The following is a 23,408-nucleotide window of genomic DNA, read 5'->3' on the forward strand; positions in this document are numbered from 1 at the left end:
GCGCTGGGACGAGCTCATGCCATGGAACTGGAAGTCTTCAGAAACGGCTCCAATCGCCCAAGCAGCCTGACCTGCGGTCTTCACGCCACGCTTACACGTGACCGTGCACGAATTAAGTTGCTCCTTCATTATGATTTTCGGATGAGCACCACCCCAGCAATCACAAGCGCGCCGCCAGCCAGAAGCCAGGATTGATCGACAAGCAATGCGCTAGCCACGATCAATGCGGCAGCTAGAGGGCCTTTCAAGGACTGACGCTCATTGCGAAGTCCTGCGAGTTGCTCGATACTGAGCGGATCGAGCTGAACCGGCACATATCCTGACTTTGCGATCGAGTTCGCAGTGGCAAGTATGTCGGGCAAGGACGCCGACAACCCCAGCAGCTGACCGCGAAGTTTCTTCAAACCCGACCGAGCGCTAGCGAGCGAGAACCGCTCGGCGAAAAGCTCCGTCATGATCGGCCGGGTGTCCTCGGCAATGTTATAGTCGGGTGCCAGTGATCGGACGACACCCTCTGCCGTAAGCAAGGTACGCAGAAGAATGGCCAGATCAGGTGGCAGAACCAGTCGATAATCCCGCAACAGGTCGAAAACGCGGGAAAAAATCTGCGAGAACTCGATGCCAGATAGCACGGTTCCCCTGAACTCTCCGATCAACTGATCCAGATCCACCGCGAGCGCATCGCGATCCACCTTCGGCTCCCCCGCCCATGCGAGCAGGACATTCGCGACATCGCTGGTTTTCTCACCAGCAATCGCAAGCACGAGGCGGACGATCTCGTCGCGCCTGGCCTTGGTGAGCGTCCCGACTGATCCGAAGTCGATGAAGCCGACATCCTGCTCGCCGATCAGGAAGACGTTACCCGGATGGGGGTCGCCGTGAAATTCGCCGTTCAGGATGATCATCCGCAGGACAGCGTTGGCATAGCTTTTAGCGAAAGCCGCCACCCGCGGGTCGCCCGATGGGCTGCCCAGCGAAGACGCGGGCCTGCCGTACAGGCGTTCCTGAACGTTCACCCGCAGCCCGGTCAGTTCCCAATGGATGGCCGGGGTCCTGACGCCGATGGTATCGAGATATGCGCCGATCCGCTCGCAGGCTCGGGATTCCGCAGCGAGGTCCATCTCCCAGGCAAGATTGCGGCCGAAGGTCCGCAGAAACTCGACTGGCCGGTAACGCGCGATGTCAGGAGAGCGTGCTTCTGCGATCTCGGCAAGACGCACAAGCAGACGCACATCGGCTTCCATCCGCGCGGCGGTGCCCGGGCGTCGAACCTTCACGATGACCTTGCTACCGTCCCTTAGCTCGGCGGAATAGGTCTGTGCAATCGAGGCGGACGCCAAAGGCTTTTCGTCGAACTGCGCAAAGTCGTTCCGCCAGTCCTCACCCCAGCTTGAAGCAAGTACGGGCTCGATATCTGCGAAGCGCACTGGCGACACCTGATCGTGCAGGGTTGAGAATGCCGTGATCCAGTGTTCGGTGAACAGATCGCTTCGGGTGGCGAGGAGCTGCCCCAGTTTTATGCCGACTGGCCCGATGTCACGGAGGAACGCGACAACTGCGGCCGGGCGAAATTCGCGAGGGTCGATGACATTGTTCGAAGAGGGAATAAACCCGAGGGCTCCGGCGAGATTCTTCGCTCCGTGCCTCATTAGGATTCGGCCAATCTCCGCGGCGCGAGCGATGCTGCCGATAGGCTTTTCCGGGGGCGATGCCATGATTTTATTCAGCCTCGGCACGGTGTTGGTCCAGATTTTCCGATACCCTTTCAAGAATCTGCTGCAGCGTTCGCTTCTCGTCGGCGGCAATGTCGCGCCAAAGCAGATCATGAAGCCTATCCGCGGAGCCTCTCAGTTCGGGCAGCAGATCGTCAAGCTGCTCCGTGAGGATGAGCTGCCACGCTCGCCGATCCGTCTCAGCTCGAAGCCTTTTCATCAGCCCGCGTGCGCAAAGACCTGCAACCGCCTGGCCGATGGTCGCCGATTCCAGTTCCAGTTTCTTGGCGATTTCAGCCTGCGTAAGGGCAGGATCGCGAAGAAGTTGTCCGATGATCCTCCACTGTGTCTGATTGAGACCGATCCTGGCGACCCTCGCATCGTACACTCTGCGCGCGCCGCGACTGATCTCGTCCATAAGATAGAGAATGCGGTCATTATCGGTGATGACCTTCTGCCGACGCTGAGACCGTGACATGGTATCTGGTTTTTCATCCATAGCGCTGTGTAGTCGGATAGCCTCGGATGCCCAAATGCAAACTGCTAAATGCCTTTACTATTTGACTCACGGCTCATAGGGCGCGAGACGCGTTCACCTTTTACTGAGGCTGCCGAAAGAGTCAGATGACCGATAACTCCAACCAACCGGAGCAGGAGGGCACAACCCCAACGAAACCGCAATCGCGGCGTGGCTTGCGCATCGTGCTAATCATCGTTGGTCTTGCCGTGCTGCTTGGCGGGATCTGGTGGTACTACCGGCACGTAACCTACGGACAGTACATGCAGTCGACCGATAACGCCTATGTCGCTGCCGACAGCGTCGTTATCTCTTCCAAGGTAGCGGGATACGTCGAAGAGGTCTTCGTGGGGGAGAACGAGCAGGTTGCTCGCGGCGGAGCCCTCGTACAACTGGATTTGCGGGATTATCAGGCGCAAGCGCAACAGGCGCGCGCGCAGATCGCTGCGACCCTGGCCGGTGCCGACACAATCCGTTCTCAGGTAGCCGAACAGGATGCAGCCATTCGCCAGGCGCGGGCCCAACTCGCCGCCGCGCGCGCAGCACTGGACCTCGCGAACGACCAGGTGGCGCGATATCGGCCCCTTGCCGCGACAGGAGCCGAACCGCGGGAAAAGCTAGACCAGTATGAGGCGCAGGCGCGGCAGGCGCGGGCCGAACTCGCCGCTGCGCAGGCGGCGGTGGCTGCCGCGACCGCTCGCCGGGGGACCCTGTTCGAGCAGATCAGCCAGACCCAGGCGCAGGCGGACGCTGCCCGCGCTCAGCTGGAAACAGCCGACCTTACGGTTGAATCGACCTTGCTGCGCGCCAGCAAGGCCGGCCGCGTCGGCGATCTCTCGGTGAGGGTGGGCCAGTTCGTGCAACCGGGTCAACGTTTGATGACGGTGGTTCCGGTGAGCGCGATCTACGTGACCGCGAACTTCAAAGAAACGCAGGTCGGCCTCATCCGGGCCGGCCAGAGCGTCAGGCTCGAAGTTGACGCCCTGCCAGGCCTTGAGATCGCGGGACGAGTGGTCAGCATATCGCCGGGAACGGGCGCGGAATTTTCCATCCTCCCCCCCGAAAATGCCACCGGCAACTTTACCAAGATCGTTCAACGGATACCCGTCCGCATCGCTATCGATGCTCCCCCTGAAGTGCGGCGTCTGCTCGTTCCCGGCATGTCGGTAGTGGCTACGGTCGACACCCGGAATGCTGCCGGCGAATTGGAAGAGATCTCGAGTCGGACTCAATGACCGAGATACTGGCAGCGCAGGACACTTCGATCGGGCCGGCCGGGAGCCGAAAGAACGCAGACGTGACTGCCTGGGTCGCTGTGGCCGCGGGCGCGCTCGGCGCCATGCTCGCGACGCTGGACATATCAATCGTCAATTCCGCACTCCCCGTCATTCAGGGCGAGATCGGTGCCACAGGCGCCGAAGGCACCTGGATTGCTACGTCATTTCTCGTTGCTGAAATCGTCGTCATTCCGCTGAGCGCTTGGCTGGAACGGCTGTTCGGTCTGCGAACCCTCCTCATCATCGCTGTCAGCGCGTTCACCGCATTTTCGGTGCTATGCGGTGTAGCCACCGACCTTACGACCATGATCATCGGCCGAACGGGCCAGGGCTTCATGGGCGGAGTCCTCATTCCGACCGCAATGACTATTGTGGCTAAACGATTGCCGCCGCACCAACAGCCCATCGGAATGGCCCTGTTCGGCATGACTGTGGTTCTTGGCCCCGTGATGGGGCCATTGATCGGCGGCTGGCTGACCGAGAACCTGAGCTGGCACTATGCCTTTTTCGTCAATGTGCCAGTCTGCGCAATCCTGCTGCTCCTGCTGTTTATCGGGCTGCCTCACGAGAAGCCCAAGTGGGAATATCTCACGGACGCCGATTGGGCTGGCATTCTCGGGCTGATCCTCGGACTGGGCGGTCTGACTGTTGTACTCGAGGAAGGGCACCGTGAAGAATGGTTCGAGTCCTCACTCATTCGCTGGCTAACGGTGGTGACCATTATCGGCTTTGCCTGTTTGATTTACGGACAAGTGAAAGCACGCAAGCCGGTCTTGAAGTTGCAGCTCCTGTTCAATCGACAGTTCGCCAGCGTCGCGATCATGGCTCTCGCCCTGGGCATGGTGATGTATGGTTCAACCTACGTTATCCCCCAGTTCCTCGCGATCATCTCTGACTATAATGCTTTTCAGACGGGACTGGTCATCTTCTGGATGGGTGTCCCGGCCTTTCTCCTGATGCCGGTTCTGCCCCTGATGATCCGCAAGGTGGACATCCGCATTGCCGTCGGCACCGGAATGCTGCTGATGGCGATCAGCTGCTTTGTCAGCACGAGTCTGACCGCGGAATCCGGCGGCGCAGTCTTCACTGAAAGTCAGCTTATCCGCGGGGCCGGAACGATACTTGCGATGATGTTCCTGAATCAGGCAACGGTTGCGTCGGTGGCCAAGGAAGACGCGGGCGATGCCTCGGGCATTTTCAACGCGGCCCGCAATCTCGGTGGCTCTTTCGCTCTTTCGGCTCTGGCATCGTTCCAGGACCAGCGGATCTGGCATCATAGCCGGCGGATGGAAGAGACCCTGAATGCGAACAGCGTTTCGCTACAGGCCTATCTCGAAGGGCTGGCGCGAAACTTCGGCGGCATGGAGGGGGCGATGGCCGTCCTGAGCCGCACCCTCCAACGCGAGGCGTTCATAATGACCTACAATGATGTGTTCCTGGTTATGGGGATTCTGACCCTCGCGACGGTTCCGCTGGTCCTCTTCCTGAGGCCGCTTCCAAAAAATGTCTCCCTTTCGATGCACTGAGCCCTACACGATGCGCCACTTGCTACCTCCGCTTGTCACTATCGCCTTGCTAGCTGGATGCACGGCAGGGCCCGATTATGCAGGCCCCCCGGAAGTTATGTCAGCAGACACGGGCACTCGCTTTGTGCGCGCTGGCAGTGATGTGAGCGCATCTGATCCGGTTGTCGCTCGATGGTGGCTGCTGCTCGGCGATCCCGAGTTGACGCGGCTGGTGGAGGCTGCGCTGTCCGGCAATCCCTCGCTCGCCGCAGCGCAGGCGCGCATTGCTCAGGCACGGGCATCCATCAGGCAAGACCGTGCGGGTCGAATGCCATCGCTTGGGGCACAGGCCACCACCGTGCAGGGCCGGCTTCCTGGTCTCGACCTTCAAGGCGGGGCGCCCCCCCCGTCAGAGCAAACCAATTCCGACGCAGAAACCGATGACTCGCTCAGCTTTTACAATGTGGGCCTTAACGCCAACTGGGAGCTGGAGTTTGCCGGTGGCTCGCGCAGGCGCATTGAGGCCAGCAATGCCCAAGCTGCTGCAACGGTGGCCAATGCAGAGGACGCTAAGGTCCAGTTGAGTGCCCAAGTGGCCAGCACCTACGTCAATTTGCGGGAGGCCCAATTCCGCGCAGAGCAATTTGAGGCGCAGATTTCGTTGCAGGAAGAGATCCTGGCGCTGACATACCAACGCTATCAGCGCGGTGCATTGCCGCTTTTCCCGGTAGGCACCGCGAATGCCGAACTGGAGGTGCTCAAGTCACAACTTGCCGAAGCTGAAGCGGATATCGCAGTCCTGTCTGATGCGCTCGCTATACTGACCGGACAGGTGCCGGGATCAGCTGATGCAGCGCTCACGACTGTGCGCTCCATTCCCATGCCGCCAGAGCAGGTCGCGATTGGCGATCCGGCAAGCCTGGTGGCGCGTCGGCCTGACATAAGGGCGGCCGAACGGTCTCTTGCCGCGTCGACGGCGCGGATCGGGGTGGCCGAGGCGGCGCGGTTCCCGAAATTGTCCTTCACAGGGATCCTGGGCCTCGGCGGATCCTCGTTGGACGACGTTGTCGATGTCGGCGAATTCTCCGCACTCGCGATCCCGCGCCTCCAGTGGAATTTTCTGGATTTCGGCAGGGTAGACGCTGCGATCGACCAAACCGGGGCGGCGCGCAACGAAGCAGTCGCCAATTACCAGCAGACGGTGCTTCTGGCACTGCAAGACGCCGAACGTGCCTTGGCTCGCTTCGGCCAGCAGCGTGTTGCGCTCGCTGCCAGTATGCAAATCAAGAAGCAGGCTGACGTCGCGGCGGACCTGAACCGCCAACGTTTTGCTGCAGGAGCGATCTCGAAGGCTGACCTCAACCGGGCCCTGCGAGAACAGCAGCAGGCCTCAGCAGACCTCGTCCGGGCAAAAGGCGCCCTTACGCTGGCGTGGATTGCGCTGCAGAAGTCGCTGGGCCTTGGGTGGCAAGAGCCTGTTCGAGATCAATAGTCCCGCCGCGCTGATCAATTGATCCGGTTGACGAGAAGTAGGCGCCCCTGCCGCTGGCGACCAACTTGCCGTCGGGCTCGAGAACCCGGGTTTCCGCCACCGAAATCTGTCGCCCGAGCTTCACGATCTGTCCGTGAGCAGTGAGAGGTCCTGAGGTTGCAGAACGGTGGTAATTGACATGCAGATCGGCCGTCGCTCTCGCCGCGACGCCCGCCGCAAGCAGAGTATAAAGCCCGGTGAGGTCGACCAGTGAAGCCAGGATCCCTCCATGCGCCGACCCAATCATAGGGTTCGACACGATCTCTTCGCGCCATGGCATGGTGATCGCGATTCCCTGGTCGGAGCATGTTGCAATCTCCAGCCCAAGCCATCGGTGAAACGGCGCTATATGCAGCATTTCCTGCAAGCGCTCTCGATCGATCATAGCTCCCTCGTCCCCTGTGGCTGAGCCGTATCGCGAGAGTGATGGCGCCCTAGGAAATCGACGATAGCGGCGGAAAAGGCATCGTTCGCATCGCCCACGACCATGTGCGTGGCATCGGCAATATCGGTGTATTCTGCATGGGGGACGAGTTGTCGCAGATGCAAAACGGCCTCTTCGGAAACAAGATCGCTAGAGCCGCCTCGGATGAGGTGAAGCGGAAGCGTGAGATTCGCCGCAGCTTGGCTCAGCATTGCCGATTGACGTTCTTGGCTGTCTGGGTCGCCTTGTCTGGCTGACATTATATTACGGATAAACACAGGGTCCCAGTGCCAATAGAAGCGCCCATCCGGCTTCTGCCTCAGATAGTTTTTCAGACCATCGCTCGCGCCCCGCCTGGGACGATGCGGCATGTAGCGAGCGATCACGTCGGCCGCCTCCTCTGGTGAGGCGAAGCCGCTATCGACATGCTCTTCCATGAAACCAACCACGCGCATCACACCGCTAGGCTCCATGCGCGGGGCAATGTCGACCAATGTGAGTGAAGCAAAGCTACCTGGAGCAAGCTCCCCTGCGGCAATCAGTCCGGCGAGCCCGCCCAGTGAAGCGCCGACCAGCGCTGGCTTCTGGTCCAGGCGCGACGCTGCAGCGACCAGATCCGCCGCGAAGTCGCGCATTTCATAAGCTCCGCATGGCGACCAATCGCTGTCTCCGTGACCGCGCATGTCGAAGGCGATTGCGCGAAAGCCGGCTTGAGCCAGCTCGCTGACCACCCTTCTCCACGCGCGCCGTGTCTGCCCGCCGCCGTGCGCAAGAAGGACGGGTATGGCGTAGGCATCCCCCTCAGCCTCGGCTGTAAGAGAAATTGCGCCTGCGCCCTCAATCGTAAAGGTTTCTCTCGCCATCACTGGATGGTAGGAAAGGCGCGCTAAATAGTAAACCGATTTACTTTGTGGCTCTCGGCTCCGTGTTGGCTGTCCTGCAAGTGCGTTTTAACGACGGCAAAAGTCTATTCCAAGAGGGGTTTCTCCAGACCATTCTCTAATGCACCGGCTTGCGATTCGGTCAGCAGTCGCTGTCCGCTTAATCCGCTCAAAGATATAAAAGCTGCCTTTCCGCTTCCGGCCCCAATTGTGGTCAGGGAGTAGTCTTCTTCCCAACGGCGAGCAGCCGCTCGGGTTTTGCGGGAATACTTTTCTTGATGCCTAATGCCTTCTGGCCGACGATAAAAGCGCGATGGAGGAACACCTCTAGCGATGAGAGCAGTTCGGAAACCTCCTGACTGTCGGGCTCCCAGCCGCGATGCGCAGCCGCATTACCCGCATCCGTAACAACGCCGAGGATGTCCCGCTCAGTTTGCCCGATCCACCCTCCGTTGCGCAGCTCGTTCAGTTTCTCATCAAATGTCTTGGCCGGGTCGATGCCGATGACTTCGGTTGCACGGTCCAGTGCCGTTCTGAGTCCTATCGCCGTGAGGATGTGTGCCTGGTTGTCGTGCGCTACGTACATCTGGCTCAGGATATTGCGCAGCTGGGGGTCAGCCTTTTGCATGGCGTCGAACCATACCGGCTTCGTCTTGGCCTCTGGCTTCGGATAAGTTTGTATCTCCCTCGGATGCTCATACTGCTCCTGCCCCGCCGCATCGTAGTAGTGATCGGTGTCTTCGCTGTTCCAGCTGGAAGTTTCGTAGAAGACCGTCTCGCACCCTTGACATTCGAGCAGAGAGTGGTCGACACCGCCGTTGACCGAATGGCCATATTGCTTGTCCTCCCAGTCCCAAGCCTTGTAGATCGAGCCGTGGATTTCGCAGGTGCGCTCGCCATCGCAGGTGGGACAGTGCCCCTTCTTCGTTGCGTTTGTTGCTGTTGGTGTCGTGGCCATAGAGCCCGATAGCGAGCACTGACGAACTTTTCCAACAGTGTGCGTGTAAGTCGGCGCATCCTAAGTCCGCTTTTTGGGTTTGGCCGCTCTAGAGCCGCCATTCTGCTTCCGGCCCACAGTCAGCCAATGGAGTTCGGTTGCGGAAAGGTCAGGAAGTGCGCCGGTTGCGGACTTTAGCAGTGACAGCAAAAACCTAGAGTAGTTCAGTCACCAGTGTCATCGCTTAGATCTAACCCGGGTGGAGGGGCCAGCGGCATGCGGGGCGGGGCCGTGCGCCACATGAGAGCAACTTCCTCGTCGGTCAGGCCATAGGCGCGCTCGACCATGGCAGCGAGGCTGCGCTCATGGGCCAGCAATTCGATCCGTGCCTGCCGGGCAGGCTCGGCGGTCTCGGCAAACGCTTCGCGCAGCCGACGGAGTTGGGTCGGGGTCAAGCCTTCACGTTTGGGCAGGGCGGCGCGGACCGCTGAGACAAAGCCGTCGCTGTCGAGCTTGCTGGCCTCGGAAAGGGCGGTGCTAGTAACTCTTGGGAACTCGAACCCAAGCCAGTCAGCAATGGCTCGATCCGCTTTTTCCACGATGGCGGTGTTCGTCTTAATGCACTCAACATTATCTTGGAACGCTTCCCGCTTTCCGTGTTCAAGCTGCGGAATTGGGAACTCACGGATATAAGGAATATCAAAAGCGAGCGCCTCATCCTTCTTGTGCGGGAACTTTTTGAATTGGAAATACCAGCCGATCGGTGAGTTGAGGCAGGCGACGATCCATTCATCAACGGTCGGCAGTATCAAAGCTGAGTCATTGACCATGTATTGGCCTTGGTCAGTGCAGACTTGGGCATAGAAAGCGATGCGCCGCAAAAGGACCTTCGGGCGGTCAAAATCCTCAAAGTAGTCGACAGCATCCTGAATCTCATACCAGCGATAACTTCCGGCCTTCCGACCTGGCCATTTCGCATCCTTCTTCGGAGGCTGCCAATTAGCTGGTTTGGGTTCTAGCTGTGTTCGGAAAGACTCGAGATGCCGAAGTACGCTCGGATATTCTTCAATGTCGATACCTCGCCGAGCGAAGATCATCCAGAGCCCGTTCCACTCCGGCAGCCAGCGGCCAATGTCCTGACCGCGCAGGTAGGGCTTGATGATGTCGGCTGCTTTCGGGTCATCGCCAACAAGCTGATCGCGTGTGGCGGTGTCGATCAGAAATGCCTCATTGAAGCCCGTCTTCACGCCGTAAAGCGGACTAGCCCCGGCATATTCCTCAAGCGATACGCCGCGCTCACGAATCTTCTTGAGCAGGGCGGCTACGTCTGGCGGCTCCAGCACCCATGCTTCTTCGGTCAGGTCGGAGCGTTCGGCACGATAGGTCGCGGCGTGGACTGCTGCCGACAGACCCTCACGCGGAACATCGTCACGCGGGATTACCGCAAGATCGTATTGCTCGGGCACAGCGTCTGCATCGGGCTTCTGCACTGCGATGACGCATGGAAAGACGTCGGCATCCGGGAACAAATGGCGCGCGTGGCCGAAATCGGCCAGAAATTCGACCCACACATCCTCGGCGAACATCCGCCGAAGCTTCTCTGCATAGCCAGCCTTCAACCACTTGTTGGTGACGACATAGCCCATTCGCCCGCCGGGCCTGAGCAGCTTGGTCCCCTGTTCGTAGAAATAGACGTAGAGATCGGCGGTGCCGGCATAGGTGTCGAAGGCTTTCGACAGGGCGGGCTTGATCGGGGAGATTTCTTCCTGCCGGACGTAAGGCGGGTTGCCAATGACCGCATCGAACCCGCCTGACCGACCCGAAGAGGACAAGTCGCGCCATACGCCGGGGAAGGCCACTTCCCAGTGGAAGAACCGCTGTTCAGCCGCGATTGCGCGCGCCTCGCGCACTAGGCTGTCTGCCAGCGCGCGGCGGCGATCATCGGGCCTATGGCTCGGCATCAGACTGCCTTGGACCGGCTCTGGTGCATCCAAGCTTAGCTCGGTTCGCGCGTCGGCTGCGAGCACTTCGATTTCACCGCTTGCGATCCGGCTGGGATCGCCGAAGGTTCCTTCGTGGACCAGCTTCATCGCTTCAGCCCGGTCGAACTTGCGTTCGGCTTCGCGCGCCTTGGCGACCGCGCGGTCAATCTTCGCAGATTCCTTTTCGAGCGCGACCCGCGCCTTTTCCGCCTTTGCTTCGTCGGTGCTGTCGGCCAGCGCCTTGCGCATGTCGGCGAGGCGTTTGTCACCATCCTTGCGAATGGCATCAGCCGGTTCGCGGGGTCGGCGGACATTCGTTTCCAGAACGCCCATCAGATCATCCGCCTTTGCCAGATCGAGGATCGCTTCGAGCGGAGCGCTGGCTTCGGAGACGGTGGTGAAGAGGCTTTTCGACTGGTCAACCTGAGCAATGTCGGTGTCGGTCAGCCCTTCGATCTTTTCCATCTCGCGCACGATGTTGGCGAGCGGGGCGAGGTGGCGGTTGGAAATAAGGGCACCGCGTTCTTGCATCCAGTCCATCGTCGGGCGCACCCACGCGCCAAGCACGCTGTTACCGCACCGCAAATGATGGTCGAGGAACGACAACGGCGCACCTACGGTGAAGCTGTGCAACCAGAGCGCGACCTTGGCGAGCTCCACGGCCATCGGGTTGAGATCGACCCCGTGGACGCAGCGCTTGAGTACCATGCGGCGCACGATATGGCGGTCATCCAGCTGGTCTTCGACGATCGGCCAGTAATGCTCCCGCGCGTTGGCGACGATCCCCTCTCGCAACTCGGCAATGAGCTTCACGAGAGGAGAAGTATAATCGCCCTCGGCCATGCTTTCGGCATCGCCGACTGCGGTCAAGACCTTGTCCGAAAGCCAATCGACCAAGCTGACGAGGAAATGCCCGCTTCCCATTGCGGGGTCGACGATGCGGAGCGAAAGCAGTGCCATGGCCGGATCGTGTGCGCGAAGGTCATCACCCTTTGCGCCGCTTGCTAGAGCGGCTTCGAATGCCTCGCGCTTCTCTTCGACGACCGGGCCGACCGTTTTTTCGATGATCAGCGATACGAGCGGTTCTGGTGTGTAATACGAACCCGAGCGGTGCCGTGCCTCGTTGTCCGAGCGCGGTCGGACGGTCCCGGTTTCCTCGATCTCGACACCGTATTCGAGGATCGATTCATAGATCGAGCCGAGCTGCTGAACCGAAAGGTCGCGGTAGTTGATGTAGCGAAGCCGCCCTTCTTCCTCGCGGTGTGAGAGCGGTAATATAGCCTTGGCTAGCGTCTCGTCCGACAGCTTGATGCGACTGAGTAGCGAATTGCCTTCCGCTGCGAACAGGCCGCCGTTGTAGGGCGGAATGCCAAGATCATCGTCGCCTTCGGAAATTGCGCCGAAAATTGTCTCGAGGCGCGACCAGTAGGCAGTGCTGCGGGCGAGCTGTGCTTGCCTTTGCACATGCCGTTCCTTGATCTCCTCTCGAAGACGGGTCAGGCAATAGTCCGCGTAGGGACCGCGCTCGTCGGGGAGCAGATTCCGATCTTCGGCATAAAGCACAAACAATAGACGATAGAGAAGGAACATGGCCGCTTGGCGAACCTGCTCGGCGTAGCCATCATCGAGCGTCTCGGGGCGATCCGGGTCTGCCAACGAGATGGCAGTAATCAGTTCGGGAAAGACGGTTTCGAACACCGTATCTGCCAGATCCTTGCGGACCCTTTCCTCCCACCGGCGCGCATCCTCGATCGCGATCAGGTGAAAGCTGCGGCCCTGCTCGCTCGGACGAAACGCTTCGCGACCAAAAATCAGCACGAACAATCGGAATGCGTAATCTGGATCGATCGGTTCGTCGAGTAGATCCGGTTCGCATCCGGGCAGACCAAAGACCTTGCCCAGGTCAATTTCGAAGAAGTCCTCAGCGACAGAAAGAGCGTTTTGGTAGTAGAGCCGCCAGTGCCGTCCGTTAGTCAGAATGCCCCACGGCATCTTTCCATCTGCCACGACGGCAGCGCGGCGCAGATAATGCATGATTTGGGTCGACGGAACACCCTGGTCGCCTTGCCCTTCGCGATCGAGCGGGCGGTTCCAGCGCTTCGCTTCGACAAGAGCAGCGCCATGACGGAAGCGTTGCCATGGCTCGAGTGTCTTCGCCTTTTCTGCGGCGTCGCCATCGGCGAAAAGCAAGGCATCGGGAACGTCCTTGCGTCCCTTTGTCGTCATGTTCTGTTGAACGGATTTGTGTTGCCAGCCCAGCAATTCGAGCAGCGGATAAATAAGTTGGTCTTCGGTTTCTGCTTCGGTTGGCTTCTTGTGGCCTGAATGTTCATGCAGCAAATGCTGGGCGCTTTCGTAGAGCTGCTCAACTTCACTAATTTCGAGATTCTGCCACTCAGGGGATTCGGTGACCCCTTGCTTCAGCCAATCACGAGTGAACAATGCGCCTTGGAACACTAAGACCCTCCATACCTTGAGTGGAGTAGCCGAACTTACATCGACTTACACCCAAACTGTGATTGTCATGCACAATGAACGACCGCGTCCCACGCCCAAGGTCTGCCTCGAAGCCCAGAGGAAAGGAGCCCGAGCGGGATATGCCACGCCTTGGACCGAAAGCGGACCGTAGCCAGGTGACCCGTTTAGCGATCAGTGCACCGCGCTCGCCGGCTGATCACGGAATTCATCAAGCCACCCGGGATCGAGTGACAGGCGATTCCGGTTCAATTCGATAGCAAACTACTTCCCCCTTGTGTCAGGATGGCCCTACAGTCACCTTCGAGATCTTCGAGCCATTTGAGATAATGACCGCATGCGCCTTGAGAACATTAAGATCCGAAACTTCAGGTTGCTGCGCCGACTCTCAATCGATCTCGCCCAGGACAAAACGACGACCATTTTGGTGGGGCCGAACAATAGCGGGAAAACCTCAGTAATGGAGGCTCTCCGGCTGTTTATCGGGCAAGGAGCCGAGGCTCCTAAAATCTCCTTCCACGACCTCTCTCAGCTTCGCCACCGGGACCTGAAGCGGATCGAGCGAAAGGTTGCGGCTGAAGCTGATCCAGAAAAGAAGATTGAGCTGCTTAGGCGGCTTACACCGCGTATGCGGCTCGATCTGACCTTTTCCTATGGCGAAGATCCCGCCGACCTCGTTGCAGCCACCAAGCTTTTGATGGACCTTACGCCTGGCACAAGCAGAGTGCGCATGCGGATCGACTATCGACTGGAGAACGCGAAAAAGCTTCTCGACGAGTTTGGGGCCAGGCCTCGCAAAGACGTCTCGCTGTGCGACTATCTGAAAGAGACGTTCAGAGATCATTTCAAACGCGTTTTCTTCAAAGTGTCCCCTGACGGCAAAGAAGTGGAACAACTCGAAGACGGCAATTTGCTGAAATCCCTACTGCGCATCGACATCGTGCCCGCTCAGCGGCACGTCGATGACGATGAGGGAAGCCGGTCCGCGAAGCTCTCAAAACTTCTCCACGATCATTACGAACGCTTCTATCGGGTCGATGACGCTGCCGGTTATCAAGCGATCGAAGATGCACTCACGGCGAGCGCAGGCGACCTTACGGGGATGTACGGCAAAGCCTTTGGCCGTTTGACGAAGCGCCTTCAGAGTTTTGGCTATCCGCCAGGCCAAAAAGCGCCGGACCTGAGGGTACGTGCTGAACTGAGCGCAGAAACAATTTACCGTGACAATGCGCGAATATATTATGCCAGCGAACACGCCGAAAAAGAAGGAGTAATGGAGGAGTTCGAGCTGCCCGAAAAATATAACGGGCTCGGCTACAAAAACCTGATTTACATTGTCCTGCAGCTGGAGTCCTTCCGCGCTGCGATCGACGCGACGATGGGCGACAAGCCGCGCGTTCATATAATCGCGATTGAAGAACCCGAGGCGCACCTGCACCCGCAGATGCAGACGGTTTTCATCAGCGAGATTTCGAAGGTTTTGGAAACGGACGGAGGGACGACAGCACAAGTTCTGCTCTCCACACACTCGTCCCACATGATCGCTCATTCTGAGTTCGAGCCCGTGCGCTATTTCCGCAGGGTTGGCCGTCAGGTCGTCATGCAGGACCTTTCGCAGCTACCGCTGCCACCACACAACCCCGACCTTCTCGACTTCCTGCGCCGCTATGTTCGACTGACTCATTGCGATCTGTTTTTCGCGGACAAGGCCATCTTCGTGGAAGGCCAGGTCGAGCGGCTGCTGCTCCCAATGATGATTGAGGAGCAAGCCAAGGTGGCTGGCTGCGAGACGCTCGGAAGTCAGTATGTCAGCATTTCTGAGGTGGGCGGGGGGCACGCCCATAAGTTTAAGCCGATCATCGACTTTCTTGGCATTCCGAGCCTGATCATTACCGACCTGGACTCGGTCGATGACGGAGGAAAAAAATGCCCGGTCGCGACGGGGAAAAGCACTAGCAACGCCTGTCTCCGCAAATGGATTCCCGAGAAGGAAACCGTCGAAGAATTGCAAGCCTGCGATAATGCGGCCAAGACGCAAGGCTGCATTCGGGTTGCCTATCAGGTCACCCAGGACGGGCATTGTGGTCGTTCATTCGAGGAAGCATTCATCTACGCCAACATCACTTGGCTGACTGACAATCATGCCAAGCTCAGCACGACTAAGGCTGCCGTCAAGAAAGCGATAGACGCAGGCCTGACAGCACAAGCGTGGGAGTTGAGCGGCAAGCTCGGGAAGGTCGATTTCGCCCTCGATCTGATGGGCGCACCAGGCTGGGAGATTCCCCTCTATATTCAACAAGGCCTCCAATGGCTGGCCGAGCATCCCGCAAAATGATGACGGAAGCGGACGAAAAAATCCTGGATTGTCTGCACACGCGACAGAGCTTCCTGATCGACGCCGGGGCGGGCTCGGGCAAAACATCGTCCCTCATTCGCGCTCTTGATTTCATTCGAGGACCGGACCGTTCGAGCGTTATCGGGGAAGGCCAGCGTGTGGCCTGCATTACTTTCACGAATGTAGCAAAGAATGAGATCATCGAGCGTACAGAGCACGACCCCTTGTTTGTGGTCTCAACGATCCACGACTTCTTATGGGCCTCGATCAAAAACTTTCAGAAAGAGCTGAGGCCCGCCCTTCTTGCGTTCAATGACCGGTTGCCTGCAAGCAGCCGCAGAAAGCAAGATCAGGAGGAATTGGCAGAAGCTTTAAAGACGGTACCGACGATCGCCTACTCCGATCGCGGCGCAAACTTCTTGGAAGGCCGAATTTTTCACGACGACCTTTTGGGCGTGGCTCACATTATGTTCCACGACCATCCGCTTTTATCGAAAGTGGTCGCCGCTCGATTCCCGTTCATATTTGTAGACGAATACCAGGACACTGATCCGCTGGTTGTCTCCGCCCTGTTGGATCATCTTCTTAAGACAGAGCATCCCCCGCTGATCGGTTTCTTTGGCGACAAGATGCAGAACATCTATTCGGGAGGGGTCGGCGAATTGTCGGCCGATCAGCAGGCACAGCTGGTTCAAATCAAGAAGGAGGAGAACTATCGGTGCTCCAAGGCGGTGATCGACGTTCTCAACAAGGTCCGAACTGACATTCAGCAGGAGCCAGCGGGTGCCAATTTACCGGGGGGCGCGGTGTATGTCAGTCTCACCGGCACGGCTCCGGACGCGGACATTGCCGAACTCGCCGTCCAGAAAGCGCAGGATGTCTTCGGCTGGAGTGTACAGGGCGAGTTGAAGGTTCTATTCCTCACTCACCGCCTTATCGCCCGCAAGGCCGGATATGCCGATCTATTGGCAGCCTTCGCCAGTCGGGGAAGCTTTACGCAAGATAAGTTTCAGAGCGGCGAAGACCCGATTGCAGCCTTCTTCCTTAAAAAAGTCGAGCCATTTATTACTGCTTGGCGTGAAGGGCGGGTGGGGCGCGCTATCAGTTCATTGAAGGAACGCCCGATCCCGATCGCGGGGCCAGCCGAGAAGGCGCGAGTGAAGGCGGCCCTAGATGACCTCATCAAACTAATTGATGCCGGAGGAACGATTGAAGCAATCTTAATGCATCTGCGGGCAGCGCAATTGGTCACACTCCTTGATGACTTGGAAGCGGCCGTGGCAGGCCCTGTGGTGGCTGCCGAGGCAGGATCGCCCGAGGCAGCGCATCAGGCCTTTCTGGATCTTCTTCTGGCGGTGCCCTATCTGGAAGTCAGTCGTTACCGCGCCGTGCTGGAAAACAGCATGCCGTTCTCAACCAAACACGGCGTGAAAGGCGATGAATTTCAGAACGTGATCGTGGTTTTGGATGACGCTGGCGCGAACTGGAACCAATACTCGTTTGGCAAGCTGCTGGCAGGAACCGACACCAGCGAAAGCCGGGAGCGGAGAACCCGCCACCTCTTCTATGTTTGTTGCTCGCGCGCCAAAGACAAGCTGATTGTGGCTGACCTCGGGGTTGGGGCCCAGGCCAAAATCGAGGCGCTTTTCGGGGCCAGCGCGGTAGCCATGTGATCAAGTGGCAGCGCATGTTGGACAGGCCGCTAGTACGAGCCCCAGGTCATCGTTCAACTATGCAGCGATGCGCGTGCCAACCGCGACTTCCGATTCACCAGCAGCGACGGCGTTTTGATCCTGCTCCTGCACTGCGGTCCATCGGCCCGACGGACGACCACTTTTAAGGACGATGCGAGCCATGTCGAAAGGCTACCTAGAGGGCGCAGTACGGACTTATCTGCCTCAAATTACGCTGCCGCTGAGCACTTTGCCCTGTGATCGTTCCTGCACATGTTCGGGTCAGCCCCCGATCTCGATGTGGCGTTCGAGAACGAGCAAGACCGAGAAGCAGCCTGCAACTTCATGGATCTCCTGGAGGCATCGGAGGGCGATGGCGTTAGCTGATTGCAGGAAAGGTCAAGTGAGCCTGCAGACCCACACCCGATACCCATCCGGCTTTAGTCGCGAACAGTCCTGAACCAGGTCAGCTGAGGACGGCAACCCGTTCCTTTCCGGCCGTGTTGGCAGCTGCGCTGCCTGCCCGCACCACCCGTCATGAACAGGTTTCCCTTGGAGCTTTGCCCCTGCGGTGCAGTCCTCCCATGCCCTGCTTCTTCTGGATGTTCGCAAGCCGGAGATGGTCTCCGGTTTAAGGAACTGAAGGACTACCATCATGACCAATATCGCCATCATTACCGGCCGCATCGCCCGCGATCCCGACACCCGCGAGACCAAGGGCGGCACCAATGTCACCGGGATCACTGTCGTCACCGATCGCCCTGCGCGGGACAAGGACGGCAAGACCTACAAGGACGAGAACGGCTACACCGCCAAGGAAAGCGAGTTCCACCGGGTTACCTGCTTCAACGGCCTCGCCAAGACCGTCGGCCAGTACTGTTCCAAGGGCCAGCTGGTCAGTGTTCAGGGCCGCATCCACTACACCCAGTGGGAGGACAAGGACGGGGGCACGCGCTACGGCACCGAGATCCTCGCCGACAAGGTCGACTTCCTCTCGCGCGGCAACGGCAGCGGTGACGATCACGACAACCAGGACGCTCCCGAGATCGACTGAACTCTCACCTCGATCTCGCCTCCCGAAGGGGTCCTGTCCCAGCCGGACAGGGCCCCTTCCTCGCGTATGGAACGCCGAAGAACTTTCAGTAATCGTTTGCAAAAGCGGTGCTACGAAGAGCGCCATGACTGACCAGGCGATCGTTTGCTATCCGGGTGAGGCCGCGACTGCAGCCGAGGTTGTGGCACTTGCAAATGAGTATCGGATCGCGGCCCAGCTTCTCGTGCAGAATGGACGGCCCGGAGAACCCAGGTCGCGGGCGCCGTTTCGCATGGTCGCGATTCATGCGGTCGAGCTTTACCTCAACGCATTCCTTCTCCGATCGGGTCACAGCGCGGGCGAGGTCCGGGGTCTCCAGCACAACCTCGCGGCAAGGGCGGACCTCGCAGTCGAGCTTGGGCTGGTGCTGCGGAAGCGGACGCGGGAACACCTGCATGCCATGTCGCAGTCGCGCGAATTTCTTGTGACGCGATACGTGCCCAGCGGGACCAGCCTATCGGAGATCAACCGCCTGCAGGCGACGCTGACAGAGGTCGCGCAGAAGGTCTCGGGAGCTATCTAGCTTGGGACCGGAGGGGAGGGGCCTGGCTCACGTTCTCCCATTCTGATGGCCGTGCAACAGGCGCGTCAAGGACGGCAGGGTCCCACCATTTTGACTCCCCTTCGCTACGCTACGGTCCGACAAAATCGTTACCCCTACCGCCGCTTCGCGGTCGCCCAAGTGGGCGATCCCTGACCCGCCGGCCGCACGCCCATCCGTCCTGCTCCTGCCGTCAACGGCAGACATCAGGAGGATACAATGGCTTCAATTGCTCGGATCAATTCGAACTCGGATCGCTACTTTGCCGCGCTGGCTATTGCAGAGCGACGGGCACTGCACAGCTTCTTCGATCAACACATCGTCGAGGACAAACGTCTTGGATACTTTGCCCTGGACGAGGGTGACTACAATGCTCTTCCGGCACACCTTGCAGCGCGCGTGGTGCACACAATCCACGGGGCGATGTCAGACGAGTTCTGACCGCACGAACAGGGCAGGGACCGGCAACGGTTCCTGCCCATTTTTTGTTGTTCGCAGGGGCGAGTTGGGTGACCAATTCGCAGAGAGAAGTCTTGAAATCGCAGCGCGATTGGGAATGCATCAAGCATCCGACAGCATCGCGTCTCTCGATGGCCATCTGGTCCCCACCGCAATGCCAGTAGCGTGAGCAATCGTACCCTTTGAGCTTTGGAAGCTGCCCTCGGATCATCAGTGCTTGGGCGTTTAAACCTGGGATTTTGTCATGTGTTTCGAGCCGGTTGCAGAGTCCGGCAGGTTACGGTTCAAAGAGCGCAATTTCCGCCAAGCCAAGGCCAGCTTGTAGCCCAGGGCATTTTTCGACCGAAATCTCGCGTTGTCCCAGCAAACCCCATTTGCTCTCGCTCCGAAAATAATCGCGTAAATTCAATCTATTGAGCGGAACTGGCGAGCTACCGGAGACGTCCGCGCAATTGGGAACTTGACAGGCACACCGGACGCAGTGGTGGAAGTCAGCTTTATGAAACGAAAAGCCTGACGCCAGCTATTCCGCACCCGGCCGTGTGAGGCACTGAGCGAGACTGAAACCCCGCCAAATCGCCTGCACGCATCAGTCTCTTGGGGCTCACAGTGAATTGACAAGATCGCTCTCGATGCCATATGTCGCTCTACAAACGACAGGTGACATATGGCGACAGTGATTGAACGAGAGGATGATGCGATCGTTACCCGAGCGGGCCGCCGGCTTGGGGGCAAATCAACCTTCAAGCGGCCGCTCCGCAATCGTCTCGACGCGCACGAGGTGATCGAAAAGGGTTTCCCCGGCGGAGCACTGATCTTTTTGTCCGAGAACGTTGCCTTGTTGCAGCAGCCCGGCGCTTTCGAGAAGGCGATGGGTATCAGTCTTCGTACCCTGCAGCGTCGAAAAAGGGAGGATTCGCCGAAGCGATTGAGCCTTGAACAAAGCGGACGGGCGTGGAAATTCGCTGAGCTGCTCGAGGAAGCAATCGAGGTGTTCGGAAATCAAGAGGACGCGGAGGCATTCTTCAACCGCCCAGCCTTGGGGCTGAATCAGCGTCTGCCGATCGATCTTCTCAGCACGCCGGCAGGCACGGAGCTAGTCGAAACCCACCTTGAACGACTGAAATATGGCGTATACGCGTGACGCCGCTACCGGGAGGGCTGGGGTCTGAGGACATCCACGCCTGGCGTCTCGACCACGACGATTTCAGAGCGACATGGAATAGCGGCGAAGGCGCTTATCGCGTCGGAGGCCGGTGGAATGCTCCAGGCAAGAGAGTGGTTTACTGCGCGATAGATCCGTCTACCGCTATTCTTGAGGTTGCGGTCCATAAGACCTTCCGCGTGCTTGATACCGTTCCACACGTATTGACTGCGTTGCGCGTTAAGGATCCCTTGACGGTAAAGATCGTGCAACCGGGCGACGTACCCAATCCCAACTGGCTGTCACCAGGGATACCGAGTGCAGGGCAGCAGACGTTCGGCAACGCACTACTCGAGAACCATGCATTCTTGCTGATACCGAGCGCCGTGTCGTCAAAAAGCTGGAACTTGATGTTCGATCCCGTGAAAGCAGCCGGTGCTTATGAACTGGTCGAGCAGGAACGCTTCGCGCTCGATACGCGGCTTCACCCGTGATATGAGAGCGGATCGATTGCGGAGTATTGCCTATCAGTCTGGGCGCATCTAGAAGAGCGAAGCGATAGAAAAACCATGCCGAAAGGTATGGTTATGAAAAATCTACTGGTTGCAATCCTCTTCCTGTCTGTCCCGGCATCCGCGCAGCAAGCGCAATTGCAAACTTTCTCGCCAGAACGCTCGTCCGCGTTTGTAATGCTCATACCGGGTGTTCCATCGGCGGCTTCGCCTTTGAACGATTCCCAGGCTCTGCCATCACGAGCTTCCGCACTCGAGGCCGACTTCGCGAACCTCGACGCGACTATGGAGCCCGGGGCCGAGCCGTCACTCGACCTTGTTCCGGCAGCGACCTTCGTGCCGGATTGGATGAGGGGAGGGCGCCCGAAATTCGACTATAGCGTCTATCGCCGCAGAGCATACTTTCCTGATCCGGATTGCCTCACGAAAGGATACTTTCCTCGGTACGGCATCAGCGCGGACGCCCAATCGCGCCGACGCCTTTATTTTCACGACATCCTTACAGCAGCCTGCGAAGCGGGTGTTCCCGTAAGGCTTTTCGATGCATTGGTTGCGCAAGAGAGCCGGTATCGTCCCCACGCGCGAAGTCATGCAGGCGCGATGGGAATCACGCAACTCATGCCAGGGACCGCGCGCTATCTGAATGTCCGCAACCCTTGGGACGTGCGTGAGAATCTAACTGGTGGCGCGCGTTATCTGCGCGAGCAGCTCGATCGGTTTGGTTCGTGGGAACTTGCGCTGGCGGCTTATAACGCTGGTCCGGGCCGCATTGAGCAGTATGACGGGATCCCGCCTTTCCGGGAGACCCGCAATTATGTGCGAGCGATCATGTCGACGCTTGATGGCGGAGCGGCTCCCGAAGTGCCGTCTCGGCGGTTACTCGCTCCAAACCCGTTCAGGAGGATCCAGCTCGTTACGTTCTCTCGAGCGTCAAAGATCCCAGAAAACTGAGAACCCCACGCTCCAGGCGTAATACAAAGCTACCCCGACGATGACCGGTGCGCCTTTGAGATAGTTGATCTGCCAGCGAAGCCAGATCTTTGGCAGAAGCAGCGTCTTGTCGAGACGGGTGGCGAGGGCGGGACGCCACCTTCCGGTGCGCCAATCGTGTGCGGTTACCAGAACGGCGAGGACAGCGCACATCAGCGCCATGATACCGACGGCAATGTAGAGCGACGTCCAGGCGATGAGAGCTTCTTGCTTCATGACTCCTGGCTACCAGCGTGCCTCTTGCATATGGTGACCGAGCCCGAAGCCGTCCGATCCAGCTCACCGAACATCGCCTCGTTCCGTCCGAACCGCGTATGCTTGAAATTGACATCGCCGTTTTTCGCTTGATTGGCGACGAGGGCTTTCATTTAGACCTCCGCTGCTTTCCGTATTTCATTCTGCGCCAGATCGCTGTTCGGCAATGAGAGCGCTATGTTGCGACATCAGGGGCGCCGGATGCCCAGCAGAGACCAGCCAGGTAGTCCGAGCAACGCTCAACCGTAGGCGAAATCGAAGTCTCCACCGTTGCGTCGGTCTTCGAGCTTGCGGTGGTATTTGGCGATTGCGGAAGACGTGTTTTTTGCAATTCCGTTGCAGAGTTCGTCGCGAATGGTCTCGAAGGTGCCTTCGCAGGCAGCGAGCTCGCCTGGCAGATGGGTGGCCATCGCGATCGCAACGAGAGCCGAGGTCTCGCAGCACGGATCTTCATAGGAAGCTGGGTCCGAGAAACACTGAACTGTGATCGCAGCGCGGATCGGATCGATTTCGAGTCGTGCAGACACGGCATGGAACACAGCGATCGGGAGCGATCCTTCGGCAATGCGTTCGAAGAAACGGTTGCGATGGCTACGTCGGATGACTCCTTCGTTGACCAGCTTCCGCACGCTCACGCCGCGCTTCTGCATCTGATCTCTGATGAGGACCGAATATTCCTCCTGAAGCTGACTGCAGCTTTTTATCTCAGCTCGCTGTGACCCCTCGGACATAGTTCCTCCGATGCCCCGCCCTATGCATACGCATACCTTGGAAGAGGGTAGCGATGTTTGGCAAGTTAAACTTTATCGTTGAGAAATGACGAGCGCGCAGAAAACAACCGTCTCCCGGACACCGCATGGGCCACCGAGACGCTCACTCAAATCAGTCTTTATCTCGTCCAATCTGGCGTTGAGTGGGCGCGAAAGGCGAAGATAGATCCGCACTCGGCCGTCCAGCGGGAGCTGCCCCGCGAAAAGCTTGAGCTGTTCCTTGGTAGGTTTCGGGCGGGAGTTAATGGCCTCAATAATAACGTCTTTCAGGCGCTGAAACTTCAACCTTTCAACCGTGAGGATTCGGATCGCGTCCGCGATTATCGCGAAGGGCTGCTCGCCCATCAGCAACTCATGCACAACCTCGCTGTCGTCTGACATAGAACCTCCTCGCC

20 protein-coding genes are annotated in these 23,408 nt (G+C 58.7%); 11 read left to right on the plus strand and 9 right to left on the minus strand.

Annotated elements, in window-relative coordinates:
- Window positions 1–128: 128 nt before the first annotated feature.
- On the minus strand, window positions 129–1,715 hold the full coding sequence (locus FHS75_RS16485; protein ID WP_054522891.1) for an ABC1 kinase family protein: 1,587 nt from the start codon (window positions 1,713–1,715) through the stop codon (window positions 129–131).
- Between the two features lie 4 nt (window positions 1,716–1,719).
- Window positions 1,720–2,211: a MarR family winged helix-turn-helix transcriptional regulator gene (locus FHS75_RS18290; RefSeq protein WP_054523095.1), complete on the minus strand. Its 492-nt coding sequence runs from the start codon at window positions 2,209–2,211 to the stop codon at window positions 1,720–1,722.
- Window positions 2,212–2,336: 125 nt separating this feature from the next.
- Here FHS75_RS18290 and FHS75_RS16495 point away from each other — a divergent pair, with 125 nt between their 5' ends.
- From FHS75_RS16495 to FHS75_RS16505, 3 genes are read left to right on the plus strand one after another with little or no spacing between them, the layout of a single operon-like run.
- Window positions 2,337–3,464, plus strand: coding sequence for an HlyD family secretion protein (locus FHS75_RS16495; RefSeq protein WP_054522878.1), 1,128 nt, complete (start codon window positions 2,337–2,339; stop codon window positions 3,462–3,464).
- Complete coding sequence (locus FHS75_RS16500) at window positions 3,461–5,032, plus strand: MDR family MFS transporter (RefSeq protein ID WP_218845311.1); 1,572 nt, start codon at window positions 3,461–3,463, stop codon at window positions 5,030–5,032. The genes FHS75_RS16495 and FHS75_RS16500 overlap by 4 nt, the downstream gene beginning before the upstream one ends.
- Before the next feature lie 10 nt (window positions 5,033–5,042).
- Complete coding sequence (locus FHS75_RS16505; RefSeq protein WP_179408771.1) at window positions 5,043–6,503, plus strand: efflux transporter outer membrane subunit; 1,461 nt, start codon at window positions 5,043–5,045, stop codon at window positions 6,501–6,503.
- Here FHS75_RS16505 and FHS75_RS16510 read toward each other — a convergent pair.
- The 4 genes from FHS75_RS16510 to FHS75_RS18210 all read right to left on the minus strand — a co-directional run bounded on the left by FHS75_RS16510 (window position 6,433) and on the right by FHS75_RS18210 (window position 13,223).
- Window positions 6,433–6,927: a hotdog fold thioesterase gene (locus tag FHS75_RS16510; protein WP_082379178.1), complete on the minus strand. Its 495-nt coding sequence runs from the start codon at window positions 6,925–6,927 to the stop codon at window positions 6,433–6,435. The genes FHS75_RS16505 and FHS75_RS16510 overlap by 71 nt on opposite strands.
- Window positions 6,924–7,829 (minus strand): alpha/beta fold hydrolase, encoded by a 906-nt coding sequence (locus tag FHS75_RS16515; RefSeq protein ID WP_054525565.1) that lies wholly within the window; start codon window positions 7,827–7,829, stop codon window positions 6,924–6,926. Before FHS75_RS16515 ends, FHS75_RS16510 begins: the two co-directional genes overlap by 4 nt.
- Before the next feature lie 232 nt (window positions 7,830–8,061).
- Window positions 8,062–8,805, minus strand: a complete 744-nt coding sequence (locus tag FHS75_RS16520) for a DUF4145 domain-containing protein (RefSeq protein WP_054522875.1) — start codon at window positions 8,803–8,805, stop codon at window positions 8,062–8,064.
- Between the two features lie 203 nt (window positions 8,806–9,008).
- Window positions 9,009–13,223: an Eco57I restriction-modification methylase domain-containing protein gene (locus FHS75_RS18210; RefSeq protein WP_138619423.1), complete on the minus strand. Its 4,215-nt coding sequence runs from the start codon at window positions 13,221–13,223 to the stop codon at window positions 9,009–9,011.
- A 355-nt stretch (window positions 13,224–13,578) separates the two neighbouring features.
- Between FHS75_RS18210 and FHS75_RS16530 the strand changes: the two genes are divergently transcribed.
- From FHS75_RS16530 to FHS75_RS16565, 8 genes are all read left to right on the plus strand, one after another.
- Window positions 13,579–15,576: an ATP-dependent nuclease gene (locus FHS75_RS16530; protein WP_054525567.1), complete on the plus strand. Its 1,998-nt coding sequence runs from the start codon at window positions 13,579–13,581 to the stop codon at window positions 15,574–15,576.
- A complete protein-coding gene (locus FHS75_RS16535; protein ID WP_179408772.1) occupies window positions 15,573–17,249 on the plus strand; it encodes a UvrD-helicase domain-containing protein in 1,677 nt (558 codons plus the stop codon). Before FHS75_RS16530 ends, FHS75_RS16535 begins: the two co-directional genes overlap by 4 nt.
- A gap of 655 nt (window positions 17,250–17,904) precedes the next feature.
- Window positions 17,905–18,303 carry a single-stranded DNA-binding protein gene (locus tag FHS75_RS16540; protein WP_054527752.1) on the plus strand — a complete coding sequence of 133 codons (399 nt, stop codon included), beginning with the start codon at window positions 17,905–17,907 and terminating at the stop codon, window positions 18,301–18,303.
- Between the two features lie 124 nt (window positions 18,304–18,427).
- A complete protein-coding gene (locus FHS75_RS16545; RefSeq protein WP_054527753.1) occupies window positions 18,428–18,865 on the plus strand; it encodes a hypothetical protein in 438 nt (145 codons plus the stop codon).
- 237 nt (window positions 18,866–19,102) lie between these two features.
- Window positions 19,103–19,324, plus strand: a complete 222-nt coding sequence (locus FHS75_RS16550; RefSeq protein WP_179408773.1) for a hypothetical protein — start codon at window positions 19,103–19,105, stop codon at window positions 19,322–19,324.
- A 685-nt stretch (window positions 19,325–20,009) separates the two neighbouring features.
- Window positions 20,010–20,486 carry a type II RES/Xre toxin-antitoxin system antitoxin gene (parS, locus tag FHS75_RS16555; RefSeq protein WP_063612609.1) on the plus strand — a complete coding sequence of 159 codons (477 nt, stop codon included), beginning with the start codon at window positions 20,010–20,012 and terminating at the stop codon, window positions 20,484–20,486.
- Window positions 20,483–20,980, plus strand: coding sequence for an RES family NAD+ phosphorylase (locus FHS75_RS16560; RefSeq protein ID WP_179408774.1), 498 nt, complete (start codon window positions 20,483–20,485; stop codon window positions 20,978–20,980). The genes parS and FHS75_RS16560 overlap by 4 nt, the downstream gene beginning before the upstream one ends.
- A gap of 93 nt (window positions 20,981–21,073) precedes the next feature.
- Window positions 21,074–21,949 carry a lytic transglycosylase domain-containing protein gene (locus FHS75_RS16565; RefSeq protein WP_244959132.1) on the plus strand — a complete coding sequence of 292 codons (876 nt, stop codon included), beginning with the start codon at window positions 21,074–21,076 and terminating at the stop codon, window positions 21,947–21,949.
- Here the strand turns inward: FHS75_RS16565 and FHS75_RS16570 are convergent.
- The 3 genes from FHS75_RS16570 to FHS75_RS16580 form a co-directional block, all read right to left on the minus strand.
- Window positions 21,929–22,204: a hypothetical protein gene (locus FHS75_RS16570; RefSeq protein ID WP_179408775.1), complete on the minus strand. Its 276-nt coding sequence runs from the start codon at window positions 22,202–22,204 to the stop codon at window positions 21,929–21,931. The genes FHS75_RS16565 and FHS75_RS16570 overlap by 21 nt on opposite strands.
- A gap of 278 nt (window positions 22,205–22,482) precedes the next feature.
- A complete protein-coding gene (locus FHS75_RS16575; RefSeq protein ID WP_179408776.1) occupies window positions 22,483–22,893 on the minus strand; it encodes a hypothetical protein in 411 nt (136 codons plus the stop codon).
- Between the two features lie 153 nt (window positions 22,894–23,046).
- Window positions 23,047–23,394 (minus strand): hypothetical protein, encoded by a 348-nt coding sequence (locus FHS75_RS16580; protein ID WP_160729026.1) that lies wholly within the window; start codon window positions 23,392–23,394, stop codon window positions 23,047–23,049.
- Window positions 23,395–23,408: the final 14 nt, after the last annotated feature.

The sequence above is a fragment of the Novosphingobium marinum genome (genome assembly GCF_013408095.1).
In the GTDB taxonomy this organism is placed as follows: Bacteria; Pseudomonadota; Alphaproteobacteria; order Sphingomonadales; family Sphingomonadaceae; genus Novosphingobium; species Novosphingobium marinum.